This window comes from Paenibacillus sp. S-38 (assembly GCF_049942825.1).
Lineage (GTDB): Bacteria > Bacillota > Bacilli > Paenibacillales > NBRC-103111 > Paenibacillus_G.
Map to the genome: position 1 here is coordinate 7,370,385 of NZ_CP187970.1, position 15,827 is coordinate 7,386,211.

A 15,827-nucleotide genomic window follows, 5' to 3' on the forward strand; every position below is an offset into this window, starting at 1 on the left:
CTGTCCTTCCATTATAACCGCCGGGACGGCCGGGGCGAGGGAAAGAATGGGTATAACGGTTTGTGCGGAGGCACTATAACCCGGTACATGGCCCGTTGTATGTCAGGCGGGTGCAAAAGCAAACAAAAGATCCGCCCTCCATGCTCTAAGCACGAATGGCCGGATCCCTTCTACTTTTTACTCCCCCCATACCTCCCGCAGCGCCCCACGGAACAAGGCGTCCAATCCGGCATCCCCCGTACCGCTGCCTGACGGCTGCTGCACGGCTGCCTTCTCGAAGTACGCGATCCGCTCCTCGAGGTACGCGCTGATCGGCCCGACCTTCGGCTCGTAATCGAGCTCGTCGCCGGCTTTCTTGCGGGCCAGAAGCGTCTGTACGGCCGTGTACAGCTCGCTGTCCTGCGGGATCAGCCGCTCCACGAGCACATCAAATTCCATGGGGGCCATCGTGCCGAACCGTTCGATCCAGCCGCAGGCCAGCAGCGGACGGAGCACGTAAAAGTACTTTTTGATCTTCACCTGGTCCCCCTGCAGATACTCGCGGAAGTTGCCCTTCGCCATGTTGAGGTAGTGGTAGATGCAGGACTTCGGCGAGAAGGTCAGCGGGGAGATTCGGCGAATCTGCTCGGCGGTCGTGTACTTCTCGAGGTACGGCATCGGCGACTGCAGCCACTCGAGCAGAGGCGGATTCGACTTGCGGAAGAGGCGCAGCGCCTTGCGCAAATCCCATCCGCTCAGGTCCAGCCGGTCCGAGATCGGACGCTCGATGACGTCCCTCCCTTCGTCGATGGAGAGGTACCAATCCAGCGGGCGCAGGTACAGGAAACGCACGTCATAGTCGCTGTCCTGCGACGGGAAGCCCCAGGCCCTGCTGCCCGACTCGCAGGCGTACAGAATGCGGACGTTCTCCTCCTCTTCGATGCGGTGAAGCTGGGTGATGATTTCTTCGCGTATGTTCGTCATGCTGTTTTTCCTCCTTGATCACACCGGATACTGCTCCCGGAACTCATCCGGCAGTTTCCTTTTCCCACTCCATTGTTGCCACCCGTTCCACCAGGGAACCGTACCCCTGCGATGCCTGCGCAATATAAGACAGAACCGTATCGCTCCAGCCGTAGATATAAAAGGTTCGCGGGTCCTCCGGCGGCACCATCGCATGCCGGTACGGTGCGATATCCACGATGAACGCCTGCGCCTCCGGATTCACCTTCGCCCGGTAAGCCTGCAGATCGCGGTAGAACGGGCTGCCGCTGTTCTGCTGCTCATCCGTAATGATAATGATGCGGTCCACGTGCTGCTTCTCACGGGTCAACCTGCGCACCGGCGCGCCGGTGTCCGTCCCCCCGCGGGTGTGGATCTGCTCCGCCTGCCCCAGAATACTGTCGTACCGGGAAGGCCTCGGATCGACAACCTCGGTATCGAAAAGCCAGAAGATCGACTCCCCCTGCGTCTTCTTGTAGAGCGCCAGGGCGAACACGGAGCCGGTCTGCAGGTACTCGCCGTTCATCGAGCCCGAGATGTCGAGGAAGACGGCGGTGCGGCCCGGCAGCTCCGGCAAGGCGTCGAAGGTAAGGTCAACCGCCGCACGCAGGGCATCCCGCAGCTCGGGGTGCCCGACCTGGCGGAAGGCCGCCGCAAAACGGAACGGCAGGATGCGGGAGCGTTCCAGCGCTTCGCGGTCGGTCAGCCGGTTCACCGCATACCGCAGGTGCTCGGGGGAGCCGAACACCCCCGCGCGGTCCAGCGCGTTCAGGTGGCGCAGCAGCGCGAACTGCGGCATCTGGTACAGCAGCGCTTCCCAGACCGCCCGCGTCGGCTGGATCGCGCCGGTGACCGTCTCATATGGCAGCCGGCCTTCCACGATCCAGTGCAGCTGCTCGGCTTCCGAACCAGCGCGCTTCAGCTCCTCGAACGCCGCGATCTGGGGCAGCAGCGACAGGTCCGTCTCTTTGCCCCGCAGGCAGCGGAACAGCGCGCGCTGCTTCTCATCCGCGGGCTTCGGATGCGCTGTAGCGATCGCGTCGCCAAGGCTGTAGCCCCGGCCGCGCCCGTTGTACTTCAGCGCCCAATACTCGGTGACGCCGGAGAGGAACCCCTTCACCTGCCGCTTCACGGCGCGACCGCCCTGTCCGCGTCCCAGCCCCCGCAGGACCGTGAGGAAGTCCGCCAGGTCGGACGGAATGCGGACGACGCCGGGGAAGGCCCGTGCGAACAGGTCCGGGCGGATGCCCGAGAGCACGGCCAGCCCGTACAGGGGCTGCAGGCGCATGAAGCCCTCGCTTCGTGCGAAGACGAGCGCCCGGGCCATGAACTGCGGGTCGTGCTGCGCCATCTCCAAATGCATCCGGTGCGCGTCTTCCAGCAGCTCGCCCCCGTCGGCATAGAACGTACTGCCCATCGTATTGGTCAGCAGCGTCTGCAGATACTGCTCCTCGAGGGAGCGGGTATGTACGGCATAGCCTTCATGGTTATAGATTTCAGGCCGCATGCGGCCGAATAACTTGCGTGCATGGCTCATGGTGGGAAGCCTCCTTAAGGATAACCGGCATTGCCGTCCTTGTGGACGGTGCGCCTTTGGCAGGGTAGACCCAAGCAGACTTGATTTTTCTTCTACTGAATAAGGCCGGCGAGGAAGAAGGGGGAAGGAGCTGCAGGAGTCGAACCTGCGGCCGAACCCGAAGTCCGGCCTGTCATCGTTAGCGATCGAAGGAACCCTCCCCGGCGCCTCGCCGGATTTGTTGGGATACGGGCAGTACAGCATTCATGCAGATCGGGAAAGAAGAAGCGAGGAAAATGGCGAAAAGGTTTCGGCGCGCTCCTAACCGATGTGTGAATCTCGGCGCGCCTTTCATTTTCAATTTGGAAGTCGAAGGAACCCTTTCAGGCGCCTCGCTTCCTTCATACCAGGATCCGCATTGCCTCTGCCCATGCAGCCGGATCTTCGAGGGAGTGAGCGGAAAGGGAAGACTGCTCTACCCACTAAGCTATCCCGCCTGATGCGGGAGCCGGACTCGAACCGGCGGCACGAAGGACCCCTTCCTGCGCCTCGGAGATCGTCGTGAGCCGAAGCGGCATGCCGTCCGTCTCACACCCTTATCATCGCTCATTTCCGCCGCCGTGAACATGGCGCAAGTATTACGACGAGGTGCTGCCGCCAAAAATTTTGTGGTAGCCCCCCCTTTCCCCCTCCTGCTACAATAGGTGAACGAGAATGAACCGAACGGAGGCATGACCCGATGGCCCGGGAGAGCTTTGATAAAGAAATCCAATTCCTCCGCATGCTGGTGCTGACCAGCGGCGCCTATGACCGGCAGCAGTATGCCCGGCGGCTTGGCATCTCCGTCCACACCTTCGACAAGACGATCCGGCGCCTGAAGGAGGTGCTCGGTACGGTGTACCGCCAGCTTCCCGGGGAAGAGAGCCGGGAGTTCGCGGATATGCTCCGCTACCGCTACTTCGAATCGGCCGACCCGCTGCTCCTGTTCCTGTACCGGGCGAAGTCGCTCAAGGAATCGGAGAGCCGCCGGCTCGCCCTGCTGCTCTCTTCACTTCAGGAGACGCCGCAGACGGCACTCGAACTGCTCGACACGTGCTGCTCGGAGCTGCCGGATGACTCTCTCCTGCCCGATGAGAAAACGGTCCGCTCCGACCTCAAATACCTCGAGGAGGTGGGGGTCATCCGCCGGGAGCCCGGCCCGCGGCCCTACCGCTACCGGCTGCAGAACAGCCTTCTGACGGAGCTCTCCTTCGATGAGCTGTGCGATCTGTACGACTATGTGGATATCATGGCCAACACACAGGTCCCTTCCGTACAAGGGTATCTGCTGCGCGACAGCCTCAAGCGGGCTCTTCGGATCAAAGCGTACGACATGGATGCGGCGGACGGGAGCCCGCGTCAAGACCGGATGAATCTGCTGACCGAGCCTTTTTGCTACAAATATCATTATCCCTCCCGCATCCTGGACGAGGCCCATCTGCACACCCTGCTGCATGCGATCGAGCATCGGCGCAGGATTCAGTTCTTATACTTCTCGCCGAAGTCCGGAGCCCACTACAGCTCGCGCAACACGAACCCGCTCTTCGAACGCGAGACAAGCGGCACCCTGGAGAGCGCACAGCCGCTCAGGGTGGTCTACGATCACCAGTATGGGCGCTGGTACCTGCTGGCCGCGCACCCGAAGATGGGCATCCGCACGTACCGGGTCGAGGGGATGACCCAGATCGAGGAGGGCGAGGAAGTTCCCGAGGACGTCCATCTGGAGCGCCAGCAGGTGCTGCAGATGAAGCTCAGCCGCAGCTGGCTGCTCGACACTTCGCGTCCCGTCAAGGTCCGGGCCCGGTTCTACCGCCCGGCCGGCGGGCAGCCCGATTGGATCCGGGAACGCGTGGAGCTGCAGGGACAGTGGGGGTGCATCACCGAGGAGGATGAGACCTCCTTCGTCTACGAGATCGAGGTCAGCGGCACCACCGAGATCAAGCCGTGGCTGCGCAGCTTCGGTTCCAGCTGTGAGGTGCTGGAGCCCCGGCACCTGCGTCAGGAGTTGATCGACGAATGGAAGGAGATTGAAGGCTATTATGGAGCGCAGGATTCCGAATCCCTTTGAAAAAATATTCAGCTACAGCATCATGAGCCGGCTGGACGAGTCGGCTGCTTTCACGTCGACGTCCCATGAACGTGCCTGGCTGAAACGCATGCTGGAGCACCCGGCCGCCTCCGAGGCCTTCACCGCTGAGACGCTGGGCAAGCTGCGGGGCCTGCTCGCGGGCGAGGACGACCTGAGCTTCTCCGGCGGCTTCCTGGAGAAGGCAGGGGCAGCCGCGCGGCCGCTGTACCATCCCCTGCTCCGCCCGCTGCGCCGGATGATCCTGGCAAGCTCCGGCATGCGCCTGACGATCCGGACGCGGAGCGGCCTCGAATTCAGCGGACAGCCCGGCTTCCCGTACAAGCTGGAGTATTCGATCGCCCGCAGGGAATGGTACCTGATCTGGTACCATCTTACGGAGCAGACCCTCCTGACGACCAAACTCGGGACCGTGCTCGAAGTAGGTGCGGAACCGGTCGGCAAGACGGAAGCCGCCGCAGTGCTGGGGAGTATCAAAACCATCCTAGATGCCCGCCGGGAGCAGGCGCTGATCGAAGTGCTGCCCGCTTACCGCAGGGAGCTGTCGCGGATCCTGTATGCCTTCTCCTGCTTCGACAAGGAAGTCATCTACGAGGAAGAACAGGAGGTTTACGGGATCCGGCTGACCTACCTCAGCGATGAGGCGGAGTATGTTCTCTCACGGCTGCGGTTTCTCGGCAAGCGGGTCCGGGTCGTGGAGGGCCCCCGGCTGCAGCAGCGGATGCTGGAATCAGCCCGCCTGGCCCTGGGGCGGTATGGGCAGGGATAGAGGGGCGGCCAGCCTGCAGCAGCACGGCAAGCACGCCGCTTACGCGAAGAACCGTCCGGATGGCCAGGACGGTTCTTGCGCATGCGCAGTGTTGGATGGGGGACGCTGGGTAAAAAAACGAAATTACGGAACTCAGATGCGTTATGCTCTTCATGGCAGGGATGATTTTCAACATAGAAGAACTGAGATTCGCTATGTTGATGAATGGGCAGGCTGTGGGATGAAATCGGCAGCCATAGCGCATCTGAGTTCCGCTATCGGCTGGAAAATGACGGGAAATATCCGAATAAGGCATCCTGGTTCCTTTATATGAGCTGAACGGGTGATCGCCAGGACACCAACGCTCGGCCGCCTCCGTCGCCTCCGTTACCTCGGCCTCTCCCGGTCACCTTGGCTTCATCGTCGGTCACTTCGGTCACCTCAGTCGCCCCGATCTCATGGGTCGCTTCTGCCTCTTCCATCGCTTCGACCGCCCCGGTAGCCTAATTCGGCTCAGTTAATTTGTCGCTTCGGTTGCTTTAGTCGCCTTGGTCGCCTCAGTCACCTCGATCTCATCAATCGCTTCGGTTGCTTCGGTCACCTCGGCCGCCTCACTTGCCTTGGTCACCTCCGTCACATGGCCTCTTCGGTAGCCTCGGTCGTCTCGGTCGCCTCCGTTACCTCGGTCTCTCCGGTCACCTTGGCTTCATCGTCGGTCACTACGATCGCCCAGTCACTTCCGCCACCTCAGACGCCCTGGTCACCTCGCCTTCTTCGTCGGTCGCTTCGGTCGCCTCATTTGCCTTGGTCGCCTCCGTCACCTCGCGCCTCGGTCACTTCCTTGATCTCAGTCGCCTCCGTCACTTCAGTCGCCCCTGTCACTCAGTCAGCCAATTGCCTCTATCGATCGGTCGCTTCCGTCTTCCACCCTCCACCGCCTCCCTCTCGGACTCATCCATGCTGTGCCTCTATCCCTCTCCGGCCGCGACGCTGGCCCACCCGTGTTTCACCGGTACATCATCCGCGTCCGCTCCATGAGCTCCTCGAGCATTGCCAGCGCCCGCCTGACGCCCTCCTCCTTGCCGAGCAGGAACTGGGACTCGGCCGCCTCGCTCGTCGGCAGCCCCGCGATGCGCTCCGCTTCCTCTTCGAGCTGCTGCCTCAGTACGTTGAGCTGCAGCTGACCGAGTCCGCGATCCATCTCGGTCTCGCTGCGCACCCGCTCTTTTCGGTCCAGCTCCCGCTCCAAGAACGCGTCGATGTCCATCTCCATGAAGCGAGATGCCGTTCTTAGGATGCGGGTGAATTGCTCCGTGCGGTTCGTATGCAGCCGGAGCTCATGGCCTGTATGCCGGATCATGAAGCGGCACAGAAGCTCGTCGCTGTCCGTATGGCTGTTGTGCAGCAGCGAGTATTCCCCCTGAAAGTGCCCTTCCTTCTCGATATACTTGCCGAGTGCCGTATATTCATGGCAGGCGCTGCAGTACAGCAAATAGTCCCGCAAGCTGCCCCCTCCTTCCCCGGGGATGGATAGAAGAAACCCGTCCATGCCGGACGGGTCGCTTCACTTACATATCCATATCGGCTCCGGCCCCGCTGCCGAGCTTCTTCGACTCCGGCTTGTCGCTGACGACACACTCGGTCGTCAGGAACAGGGATGCTACGGACGCGGCATGCTGCAGTGCGGAGCGGGTGACCTTCGCCGGATCGACGATGCCCGACTCGATCATATTCACCCACTCGCCGGTAGCGGCGTTGAAGCCGACGCCGGCCGGCTCGCGCTTGATGCGCTCGATGACGACGGAGCCGTCGATGCCCGCATTCGCGGCGATCGTGCGCAGCGGCGCTTCGAGCGCATGGCGGACGATGCGGATCCCGGTCGCTTCGTCGCTGTCCTCGGAAGTCAGCGCTTCGACCGCCTGGATCGCATGGATCAAGGCTACGCCGCCGCCGGCCACGATGCCTTCCTGCACGGCCGCGCGTGTGGCGTTCAGTGCGTCTTCGATTCGCAGCTTTTTCTCCTTGAGCTCGGTCTCCGTCGCCGCCCCGACCTTGATGACCGCCACGCCGCCGGCCAGCTTCGCCAGACGCTCCTGGAGCTTCTCGCGGTCAAAGTCCGACGTTGTCTCCTCGATGAGGTTGCGGATCTGCTGCACGCGCGCCTCAATCTCCGGACGGCTGCCGTAGCCGTCGACGACGGTCGTGTTCTCCTTCGTGACGTGGATCTGGCGGGCGCGGCCCAGCTGGTCAAGCGAGGTGCTCTTGAGGTCCAGCCCCAGCTCATCTGTGATCACCTGGCCGCCGGTCAGGACTGCGAGGTCCTGCAACATCGCCTTGCGGCGGTCGCCGAAGCCGGGCGCCTTGACCGCCACGCAGGTGAAGGTGCCGCGCAGCTTGTTGACCACGAGGGTCGCCAGCGCTTCCCCTTCGACATTCTCGGCGACGATCAGCAGCGGCTTGCCCTGCTTGATCACCTGCTCAAGCACCGGCAGCAGGTCCTGCAGGGACGAGATTTTCTTGTCCGTAATGAGCACGTAAGGCTCGTCCAGTACGGCTTCCATCTTGTCTGAGTCGGTGATCATATAAGGCGAGATGTACCCGCGGTCGAACTGCATGCCGTCCACGGTTTCGAGCTCCGTCTGGAAGCCCTTGGACTCCTCGACCGTAATGACGCCGTCCTTGCCCACCTTCTCCATCGCTTCGGCGATGAGTTCGCCGACCGTGTCGTCCGCCGCCGAGATTGCGGCAACCTGAGCGATCTCGTGCTTCTGCTCGACGGTCTTGGCCGTGCTCAGAATCCCGTCTACCGCTACACGGACCGCCTTATCGATCCCCTTGCGGACCACCATCGGGTTGGCCCCGGAAGTGACATTCTTGAGCCCTTCGCGGATCATGGCCTGGGCGAGCACCGTCGCCGTCGTCGTGCCGTCACCGGCCACATCGTTCGTCTTCGTGGCGACTTCCTTGACGAGCTTGGCGCCCATGTTCTCAAAAGGATCTTCGAGCTCGATCTCCTTGGCGATCGTCACGCCGTCATTGGTGATGAGCGGCGAGCCGAATTTTTTCTCCAGCACGACATTGCGGCCCTTCGGCCCCAGCGTGACCTTCACGGCATTGGCCAATGTATCTACACCGCGGAGCATCGCCCGGCGGGATTCTTCACTGAACAGGATGTGCTTAGCCATTCGTTACCAGCTCCTTTTCACCGGCAGGCTGCAGAACCGCCAGAATATCCGATTCTCTCATGATCATAAGCTCCTTGCCTTCAGCCTTGATCTCGGTTCCCCCGTACTTGCTGTACAGAACGGTGTCGCCCTCACGCACATCGGGCGGGATCACTTTGCCGTTCTCCAAGCGCCCCCGGCCCACCGCCACCACGGTGCCCTGCATCGGTTTTTCCTTCGCCTTCTCGGGAAGCACGATGCCGCTGGCCGTCACTTCCTCCTGCTTCAGAGGTTCGATGACAACACGGTCACCCAAAGGTTTCAACATCGGAATTCATCCTCCCATTACGGAATTGGTCTGGCACTCCCTGTGGGAGAGTGCTAATCACAGTTATTAATATACGGATTTTCTGCGGAGTCTCAACAGCCGAAAAGAACGGATTGCAGGCAATTTACCAAAAAAAGTCCGCTAAAGAACCGGATTTGAGGGAATTTCTTATCCTTTTTCGTTTTTTCTTGGGCCTGCAACCCGGCCTCCATCCCCGTCGTCTGTTTCGGTAACATGCTATTCATTCCCAAGACAGAGAGGAGACGAGCTCATGACGATACTGCTGTGGCTGTTCCTTACTTTGGCCGGATCGGGGGCTGCTGACGGAAGCGACGCACCCCCTCTCATGCCGGCAGGTGAGGCCCCGATTGCAGGGCGCCCGTCTTCCGGGCCCGCATCGCAAACCTTACCGCTGCTCGCCGAAGGTCCTGGGGGTCTGCGCCTAACCGCCGCCGAACCCAGCAGCAGCGGCATGTATCAGCGGCTCGAGCTTCATTCGAACGGTGCCAGCCGCATCTTCGAGTGGAGTACCGCGGATCACCCTACTTACCGCCCGGCGCTCTATCGCGGGAATTACGATGGTGACGAGCTTCCCGAGATTGCGGTCGTGCTGATCCAAGGCTATGGAAGCGGCGTGCACGTACAGGAGCTTCACGTCCTGAACGAGGAGGAGCTGACGGAACTCCCCGTGGAGAATCCCGCTGAAGCCGTGGCATCGAGAGTGAACACGGAAGTTACCGTCCGGGACGAAACGGTCCAGGTCCGCGCCGAGGCCGGCGGCAGTCTGTTCCAGCGAACGTACAGCCCGTGGGATGCCGGAATGTGGTTCGAGCACGCCTACTTTGGTATGAACGTCAAGTACAAGATCGACGAGGACCGGATCACCGCCGTGCTCCCCGGCCAGGTGTCTCCCGGCGAATTCGCACTGTGGGCCGAGGCCGAGTATGGCAGGGATCTGCGGGTCAAAGAGATCCGCCTGGGAGGGGAGCCGCCGTCCGAATAGGAACAGCCGCTTTCCCTCGCCTCGATCTGGGGCAGCGCTCGAGCCTCCCCTCCTCAAAGGTGAACATTAGGATAGTTTTATGTTAATAAATATAACATTTAGTTGACGAATCCGCCCGTATGAAGTAAAATCAAGACAGAAAGTTCGGTTATACGTTATATAATCTAACGAGGAGATGAAGGAGCTTTCCTATGCTTGACTTGTTAATCCGCCGCCGTCACCCGGATTACCCTATTCAGCTTAGGGATATGGGGCTCGCAGGAGGCAGGATTGTCCGCTTCAGTTCATCCGGCAAGTCCAGCACGAGCGCCGTCCGAATCCCTGATTCCGGCAGCCGTGTCCCCCTCCCCGGCTTGATCGCCTTCCCCCTCTCCCCCCCGCTTCTCTCTCCGCCGAACACCCCCAGGAAGCCAGGCACCGCACCCCGCGGGCCTGGCTTTTGCCTTTTTCCCACGATCCGCTGCAGTACAGGCTGCCCTCTTGAATACTTACCGCGCAGAGCAGGCCGGCGATAGCACCTACCTGCATGTTCGCCCGTCTCCACCTCATATGCCCAGATCCGCACTTCGCCACTGTCCTGCTTTGGTTCCCGAGACCGCCCTGAGGCGCCTCGATCTCGCCCCTACAAAAAGACCCGCCCCAGCTTACGCCAAGGGCAGGCCTTCTCTATTTCCGGTGCATCTTGAACTCAAGGAACAGCTCGTTGTAATGCGACAGCATGCGCTTGCCGAGGTTCTCGTAGACCTCCAGCTTCTCTGTCAGCTCCGGATCCGGGTAGAAGCGCTTGTCGCCCGAGATCTCTTCGGGCAGGAAATCCATCGCACTCTCGTTCGGCGTGGAGTAGCCTACATACTCTGCGTTTTGCGCCGCTACTTCCGGGTCGAGCATGAAGTTGATGAACGCATGCGCCCCCTCAATGTTATGGGCGGTCTTCGGGATGACCATGTTATCGAACCACAGGTTCGAGCCTTCCTCCGGCACGACATAGTCGAGCTTGTCGTTCTCGTCCATGATCTCCGACGCGTCACCCGACCAGACGACGCCGACAGCCGCTTCTTCGTTTGCCAGCAGCATCTTGATCTCGTCCCCGACGATCGCCTTGACGTTCGGGGTCAGCGTATCCAGCTTGGCTTTGGCCTCCTGCAGGTGGGCTTCGTCACGGTCATTGAGCGAGTAGCCGAGCGAGTTGAGGCCCATGCCCATCACTTCGCGCGCCCCATCGACGAGCAGAATCTGATTCTCGAGCTTCTCATCCCAGAGATCGTTCCAGCTCGTGAACGTCTTGCCCTCTTCGAGCAGATCGGGATTATAGATAATGCCGACCGTCCCCCAGAAGTACGGCACCGAGTACTTGTTGCCCGGGTCGAAGGACAGATCCAGGAAGCGAGGATTGATATGCTTCAGGTTCGGCAGGCGGACCGGGTCGATCGGGAGCAGCAGGCCTTCGTCCTTCATTTTGCTCAGCGCGTACTCGGACGGGACGGCCACATCGAACGTGGTGCCCCCCTGCGTAATCTTCGTCATCATCGCTTCGTTGGAATCGAACGTCTGGTAGATGACCTTGATCCCCGTCTCCTCCTCGAACTTCGTGAGCAGCTCGGGGTCGATATAGTCTCCCCAGTTGTAGACGGTCAGTGTGTTCTCGCCGGTGTACCCTTCGGAGGTATTGAGATAGGAGGCGAGATACATCAGGGCAAAAGCCGCAGCAAACACGGCGGTGAACAGCCTCACGAGCGGTTTCATGGCCGCACCCCCTCTGCCATCGTCTTCGTTCTGGCAGCCCCGCGCCGGTTCACGGCATAATAACCGAGCACGAGCAGCAGCGTGAACAGGAAGATCAGCGTCGACAGCGCGTTGATGGACAGCGAGATGCCCTGCCGCGCCCGCGAGTAGATCTCGACCGCCAGCGTGGCATACCCGTTGCCGGTTACGAAGAACGTGACGGCAAAGTCATCGAGCGAGTACGTCAGCGCCATGAAGAAGCCGGCGAAGATCCCCGGCCGGATGTACGGCAGCACGACCTTCGTCAGCACATCCCACCGGGATGCCCCCAGGTCTTCCGCCGCATCCACCAGCGTCGGGCTCATCTCCTGCAGCTTCGGCAGCACCATCAGCACCACGATCGGCACGCTGAAGGCGACGTGCGAGAGCAGCACGGAAGTGAAGCCCAGCTTGATGCCCGCGATGGTGAACAGAATCAAAAACGATGCGCCGATGACCACGTCCGGCGAGACAATCAGCACGTTGTTCAGCGTGAGCAGCGTCTGCTTCGCGCTCTGCCGGCGGACCCGGTGGATGAACAGCGCCCCGGCCACCCCGATGATGGTTGCCAGCGCCGAGGACAGCAGCGCAATGACCAGCGTGTTCAGGACAATGATCAGCAGACGGGTGTCCTGGAACACCTCTGCATAATGCTCGAGCGTAAAGCCTTCGAATTCGTGCATGTTGCCCGCACTGTTGAAGGAGTAGTAACCGAGATACAGGATCGGCGCATACAGGATGAAAAAGACCGCGATCAGATACAAATTCGATATCTTCCAGCGCTGCTTCATACGATCCCACCCCGCTTCCGGAGCCCCGTCAGGCGCATAATGACCGCCATCGCCAGGATGAGGAAGACCGCAATCGTCGCGCCGATGCCCCAATCCTGGGTGACCAGAAAATGCTGCTCGATCGCCGTGCCGAGCGTGATGACCCGGTTGCCTGCCACCAGCCGCGTGATCATGAAGAGAGACAGCGCCGGAATGAAGACGGCCTGGCAGCCCGCCTTGACCCCGTCCAGGGTCAGCGGGAAGATCACCCGGCGGAACGTCGTCCACGCCGAGGCTCCCAGATCCCGCGAAGCGTCCACGAGCGAAGGATTCAGCTCTTCAATGGCGTTGAAGATAGGCAGAATCATGAACGGGATAAAAATATAAGCCGACACGAACACGAAGCTGAAGTCCGTGAACAGAATCTGCTGCGTGCCGATGCCGAGCAGCTCAAGCAGCTGATTGGCCGTGCCGTATGTGCCGAAGATGCCGAGGAAGGCGTACACCTTCAGCAGCAGGTTGATCCACGTCGGCAGGATAATGAGCAGCAGCCACAGCTGCTTGTGCTTGGTCTTCGTGAGCAGGTAAGCGGCCGGATAGGCGACCAAGAGCGAGAACAGCGTGATGAGAAAGGCATACCAGAACGAGCTCAGCGCCATCCGCCAATACACCGGCGTGAAGAACTTGGCATAGTTGCCCAGCGTGAAGTTTCCTTCCACATCGAAGAAGGAATAATACGCAATGAGCACGATCGGTGCCGCCACGAACAGCACCATCCACAACAGATAGGGGATCAGATACGCGCTTCGCGTGGCCGTATTAGTCCTCATGGCTCTCCGCTTGATAAGCCTCGAGCCGCTTATCGTACTCCTCTTCGGTTTCGCCGAACCGCATCACATGAATGGCCCCCGGGTCAAAATGCAGCCCGATCTCGCCGCCCACCGCAGCCTTTTTCGTGGAATGCACCAGCCACTCGTTGCCTCCGCTGTCGTAGCAGGAGATCTCGTAGTGGACGCCCCGGAACAGCTGGGTGTCGACGCGTACCTTCACCTTGCCCTGATCGGCGGCGGTAATCTCCAGATCCTCCGGACGGATCACGATCTCGACCTCCTCATTCGGACGAAACCCGCCGTCCAGGCACTCGAATCGCCGCCCGTTGAACTCCACGAGGTAGTCCTGGACCATCCGGCCGGCTACAATATTCGACTCGCCGATGAAGTCGGCGACGAACCGGTTGATCGGCTCGTCATAGATGTCCGTCGGCGTCCCGCTCTGCTGGATCCGTCCCTTGTCCAGCACGAAGATCTCGTCAGACATCGCGAGGGCCTCTTCCTGATCGTGCGTGACGAAGATGAACGTGATGCCGAGGCGGCGCTGCAGCTCCCGCAGCTCATACTGCATCTCCGTACGGAGCTTGAGATCCAGCGCCGACAGCGGCTCGTCGAGCAGGAGAATCTCCGGCTCGTTGACGATCGCCCGGGCGATCGCCACCCGCTGGCGCTGGCCCCCGGACATCTCCGTAATCTCGCGGGTCTCATAACCCTCGAGGTTGACGAACCGCAGCGCTTCCTTGACCTTGCGGGCGATGTCCTCGGTCTTCATTTTCTTCACGCGCAGGCCGAAGGCCACGTTCTCGAACACGTTGAGGTGCGGGAACAGCGCGTAATCCTGGAACACCGTATTGACCTGGCGCTTGTTCGCCGGCACCTGGTTGATGACCTTCCCGTTGAAGGAAATGCTTCCTTCCGTCGGTTGTAAGAACCCGGCGATCAGCCGGAGAATGGTTGTTTTGCCGCAGCCGGAAGGGCCCAGCAGCGTATAGAATTTGCCCCGCCGGATCTCGAAGCTTACGCCGTCCAGCACGGTCGTCTGGTCGTCGTAACGCTGGGTGACCCGGTCAAAGCGGATGATGGTCGGATCGGACATGAGTGCCTCCTTGATTGGTTTGAATGCGATTGAACGTGAAGGGACTTTCTCCCGTTGCCCGCTTATACAGTAAATATAAACCTTTGCGCAGAAAGTGCAATCTCCATTTTCGATAAAATTCCGCACGCATGTCAAAAAGCCCCGATGGCGGCGGTCACCTCGAGACGGTGTATCCTATGTATAGAGCAGTCCTTGATCCAACTAGTCGCCGCATATCCATAAAAAAACACTCCCTCCCCTCTTGGCGGGAAGGAGTGCGGCTGCTGCAGTTTAACGGGAAACGTTGATCGTCACGGTGCTTCCGCTGACGGTTACCGTTGCGTAGTCCTCCGCTTCAATGGTTGGCGTTTGGCTTACGCCGTCCACATTCACGTTCTTGAATTGGGCGTAGTTCTTGCCGGTTATCGTTTCGGAGCCCGCAATGGTAGCAAGCATTTTCCACTTGGTCACGCTCGAAACGTTCGTGCCCGCTACTTCCATGACGGAAGTCAGGTAAGTATCCGTTTGGGACGTGCAGGCCATGTCAGGACACTCCGCTGTGCCGCTGATGGACAGACGCGTGTTGCCGTTGTAGTTCCGGTAAGTCGTCAGATTCAGGTCGACACCGCCCTTGAAGCCGTTCTTGTACTGTACTTTGTCATAGGAAGCCAGGAAAGAACCGTTGGATTTCACTCCATTATAATAACTGAGAATCGGCGTCCATTTCACATACCCGTATGCATTGCTGTACTGCAATCCCATGTCGGCCTCTACGGGGTAACTGGTCGAGCCGTTGGAACCCTTGCCTACGCCGCTGAATCCGCCATAGATGTAGGTCGCCCCCGACGGCGCACCGGTCAGCTGTGCAGCGGTTGCCGTGCGTACCGTCGCATTCATATACGATCCGTTCTTCGCCACAACCGCCTTGCCTCCGATGCCATCCGGCAGGTTGACGGCGGCGGTGGTCACCTGTCCCTTCGCTTGTACAGCTGCTGCCTGAGTGTCGGGAGCCTGATCATAGACGTATACTTTCTCAGCGCCATCCAGACCGTTCTTCTCATACAGGTAATGCTTGCCGCCTTCGATAAGGAGGTAGTTCACCGCATCCTTCTCCGTAACGTCTGTTTGAGCGGACACACCCAGCTTCGCAGCGCGTTTCAAAGCGTTGTCTGCACTGACTTGACGCCCTTTCTGGACAAGCTCCTTCACCTTCGCGGTGCTGTGGTTCGTCGTGGACGGAAGGACCTCCACGCCCTCCAGACCTGTCGGCGCCGCTGCGCTAACGTTCAGGGAAGTGGGAACGGAAGCCAGGACTGCCGCCGCTACGGTAAGTACTGCAAGACTCTTTTTCATCAATAACACGCTCCTCTGGGATTGGGATTGATCGGGTTGATCTGAACCCAAGTATACCGGAGTGAGCGAAGCTCGATTAGAGGACAGCCATTGCCTTTTTTGGTAGTTTGATGACGTCTCTTGTCTTTCCATGACGCCGCCTGGCTCCCTTGGCGATATCCCTGCCCCCGGCT

The 15,827-nt window shown here is 60.3% G+C and carries 14 protein-coding genes; 3 read left to right on the top strand and 11 right to left on the bottom strand.

Features of this window, described 5'->3' with window-relative positions:
• Positions 1–177: 177 nt before the first annotated feature.
• On the bottom strand, positions 178–963 hold the full coding sequence (locus tag ACP26L_RS32100) for a nucleotidyltransferase domain-containing protein (protein ID WP_426449664.1): 786 nt from the start codon (positions 961–963) through the stop codon (positions 178–180).
• A 43-nt stretch (positions 964–1,006) separates the two neighbouring features.
• Complete coding sequence (locus ACP26L_RS32105) at positions 1,007–2,518, bottom strand: TROVE domain-containing protein (protein ID WP_426449665.1); 1,512 nt, start codon at positions 2,516–2,518, stop codon at positions 1,007–1,009.
• 718 nt (positions 2,519–3,236) lie between these two features.
• On the opposite strand from ACP26L_RS32105, the gene ACP26L_RS32110 reads away from it, so the two are divergent.
• On the top strand, positions 3,237–4,604 hold the full coding sequence (locus tag ACP26L_RS32110) for a helix-turn-helix transcriptional regulator (protein ID WP_426449666.1): 1,368 nt from the start codon (positions 3,237–3,239) through the stop codon (positions 4,602–4,604).
• Positions 4,576–5,391 carry a WYL domain-containing protein gene (locus ACP26L_RS32115; RefSeq protein WP_426449667.1) on the top strand — a complete coding sequence of 272 codons (816 nt, stop codon included), beginning with the start codon at positions 4,576–4,578 and terminating at the stop codon, positions 5,389–5,391. Before ACP26L_RS32110 ends, ACP26L_RS32115 begins: the two co-directional genes overlap by 29 nt.
• Before the next feature lie 305 nt (positions 5,392–5,696).
• Here the strand turns inward: ACP26L_RS32115 and ACP26L_RS32120 are convergent, their stop codons facing one another.
• From ACP26L_RS32120 to groES, 4 genes are all read right to left on the bottom strand, one after another.
• Positions 5,697–5,852, bottom strand: a complete 156-nt coding sequence (locus ACP26L_RS32120) for a hypothetical protein (RefSeq protein WP_426449668.1) — start codon at positions 5,850–5,852, stop codon at positions 5,697–5,699.
• A 524-nt stretch (positions 5,853–6,376) separates the two neighbouring features.
• Positions 6,377–6,874, bottom strand: a complete 498-nt coding sequence (locus ACP26L_RS32125) for a hypothetical protein (protein ID WP_426449669.1) — start codon at positions 6,872–6,874, stop codon at positions 6,377–6,379.
• 64 nt (positions 6,875–6,938) lie between these two features.
• Positions 6,939–8,555, bottom strand: a complete 1,617-nt coding sequence (gene groL / locus ACP26L_RS32130) for a chaperonin GroEL (protein WP_426449670.1) — start codon at positions 8,553–8,555, stop codon at positions 6,939–6,941.
• Entirely contained in the window at positions 8,548–8,862 is a 315-nt protein-coding gene (gene groES / locus ACP26L_RS32135; RefSeq protein ID WP_426449671.1) for a co-chaperone GroES, read from the bottom strand. Before groES ends, groL begins: the two co-directional genes overlap by 8 nt.
• Before the next feature lie 271 nt (positions 8,863–9,133).
• On the opposite strand from groES, the gene ACP26L_RS32140 reads away from it, so the two are divergent.
• Positions 9,134–9,865, top strand: coding sequence for a hypothetical protein (locus ACP26L_RS32140; protein WP_426449672.1), 732 nt, complete (start codon positions 9,134–9,136; stop codon positions 9,863–9,865).
• 666 nt (positions 9,866–10,531) lie between these two features.
• Here ACP26L_RS32140 and ACP26L_RS32145 read toward each other — a convergent pair.
• The 5 genes from ACP26L_RS32145 to ACP26L_RS32165 all read right to left on the bottom strand — a co-directional run bounded on the left by ACP26L_RS32145 (position 10,532) and on the right by ACP26L_RS32165 (position 15,654).
• Positions 10,532–11,608 carry an ABC transporter substrate-binding protein gene (locus ACP26L_RS32145; protein WP_426449673.1) on the bottom strand — a complete coding sequence of 359 codons (1,077 nt, stop codon included), beginning with the start codon at positions 11,606–11,608 and terminating at the stop codon, positions 10,532–10,534.
• Positions 11,605–12,417, bottom strand: coding sequence for an ABC transporter permease (locus ACP26L_RS32150; RefSeq protein ID WP_426449674.1), 813 nt, complete (start codon positions 12,415–12,417; stop codon positions 11,605–11,607). Before ACP26L_RS32150 ends, ACP26L_RS32145 begins: the two co-directional genes overlap by 4 nt.
• Positions 12,414–13,226, bottom strand: coding sequence for an ABC transporter permease (locus tag ACP26L_RS32155; RefSeq protein WP_426449675.1), 813 nt, complete (start codon positions 13,224–13,226; stop codon positions 12,414–12,416). The genes ACP26L_RS32150 and ACP26L_RS32155 overlap by 4 nt, the downstream gene beginning before the upstream one ends.
• Positions 13,216–14,322: an ABC transporter ATP-binding protein gene (locus tag ACP26L_RS32160; RefSeq protein WP_426449676.1), complete on the bottom strand. Its 1,107-nt coding sequence runs from the start codon at positions 14,320–14,322 to the stop codon at positions 13,216–13,218. Before ACP26L_RS32160 ends, ACP26L_RS32155 begins: the two co-directional genes overlap by 11 nt.
• A 270-nt stretch (positions 14,323–14,592) precedes the next feature.
• A complete protein-coding gene (locus ACP26L_RS32165) occupies positions 14,593–15,654 on the bottom strand; it encodes a YrpD family protein (RefSeq protein WP_426449677.1) in 1,062 nt (353 codons plus the stop codon).
• Positions 15,655–15,827 lie beyond the last annotated feature (173 nt).

Coding starts and splice junctions, on each gene's coding strand:
- ACP26L_RS32110 (WP_426449666.1), top strand. CDS start 3,237: ATGGCCCGGGAGAGCTTTGATAAAGAAATCCAATTCCTCCGCATGCTG.
- ACP26L_RS32120 (WP_426449668.1), bottom strand. CDS start 5,852: ATGGAAGAGGCAGAAGCGACCCATGAGATCGGGGCGACTGAGGTGACC.
- ACP26L_RS32140 (WP_426449672.1), top strand. CDS start 9,134: ATGACGATACTGCTGTGGCTGTTCCTTACTTTGGCCGGATCGGGGGCT.
- groES (WP_426449671.1), bottom strand. CDS start 8,862: ATGTTGAAACCTTTGGGTGACCGTGTTGTCATCGAACCTCTGAAGCAG.
- ACP26L_RS32155 (WP_426449675.1), bottom strand. CDS start 13,226: ATGAGGACTAATACGGCCACGCGAAGCGCGTATCTGATCCCCTATCTG.
- ACP26L_RS32100 (WP_426449664.1), bottom strand. CDS start 963: ATGACGAACATACGCGAAGAAATCATCACCCAGCTTCACCGCATCGAA.
- ACP26L_RS32105 (WP_426449665.1), bottom strand. CDS start 2,518: ATGAGCCATGCACGCAAGTTATTCGGCCGCATGCGGCCTGAAATCTAT.
- ACP26L_RS32160 (WP_426449676.1), bottom strand. CDS start 14,322: ATGTCCGATCCGACCATCATCCGCTTTGACCGGGTCACCCAGCGTTAC.
- groL (WP_426449670.1), bottom strand. CDS start 8,555: ATGGCTAAGCACATCCTGTTCAGTGAAGAATCCCGCCGGGCGATGCTC.
- ACP26L_RS32145 (WP_426449673.1), bottom strand. CDS start 11,608: ATGAAACCGCTCGTGAGGCTGTTCACCGCCGTGTTTGCTGCGGCTTTT.
- ACP26L_RS32150 (WP_426449674.1), bottom strand. CDS start 12,417: ATGAAGCAGCGCTGGAAGATATCGAATTTGTATCTGATCGCGGTCTTT.
- ACP26L_RS32115 (WP_426449667.1), top strand. CDS start 4,576: ATGGAGCGCAGGATTCCGAATCCCTTTGAAAAAATATTCAGCTACAGC.
- ACP26L_RS32165 (WP_426449677.1), bottom strand. CDS start 15,654: ATGAAAAAGAGTCTTGCAGTACTTACCGTAGCGGCGGCAGTCCTGGCT.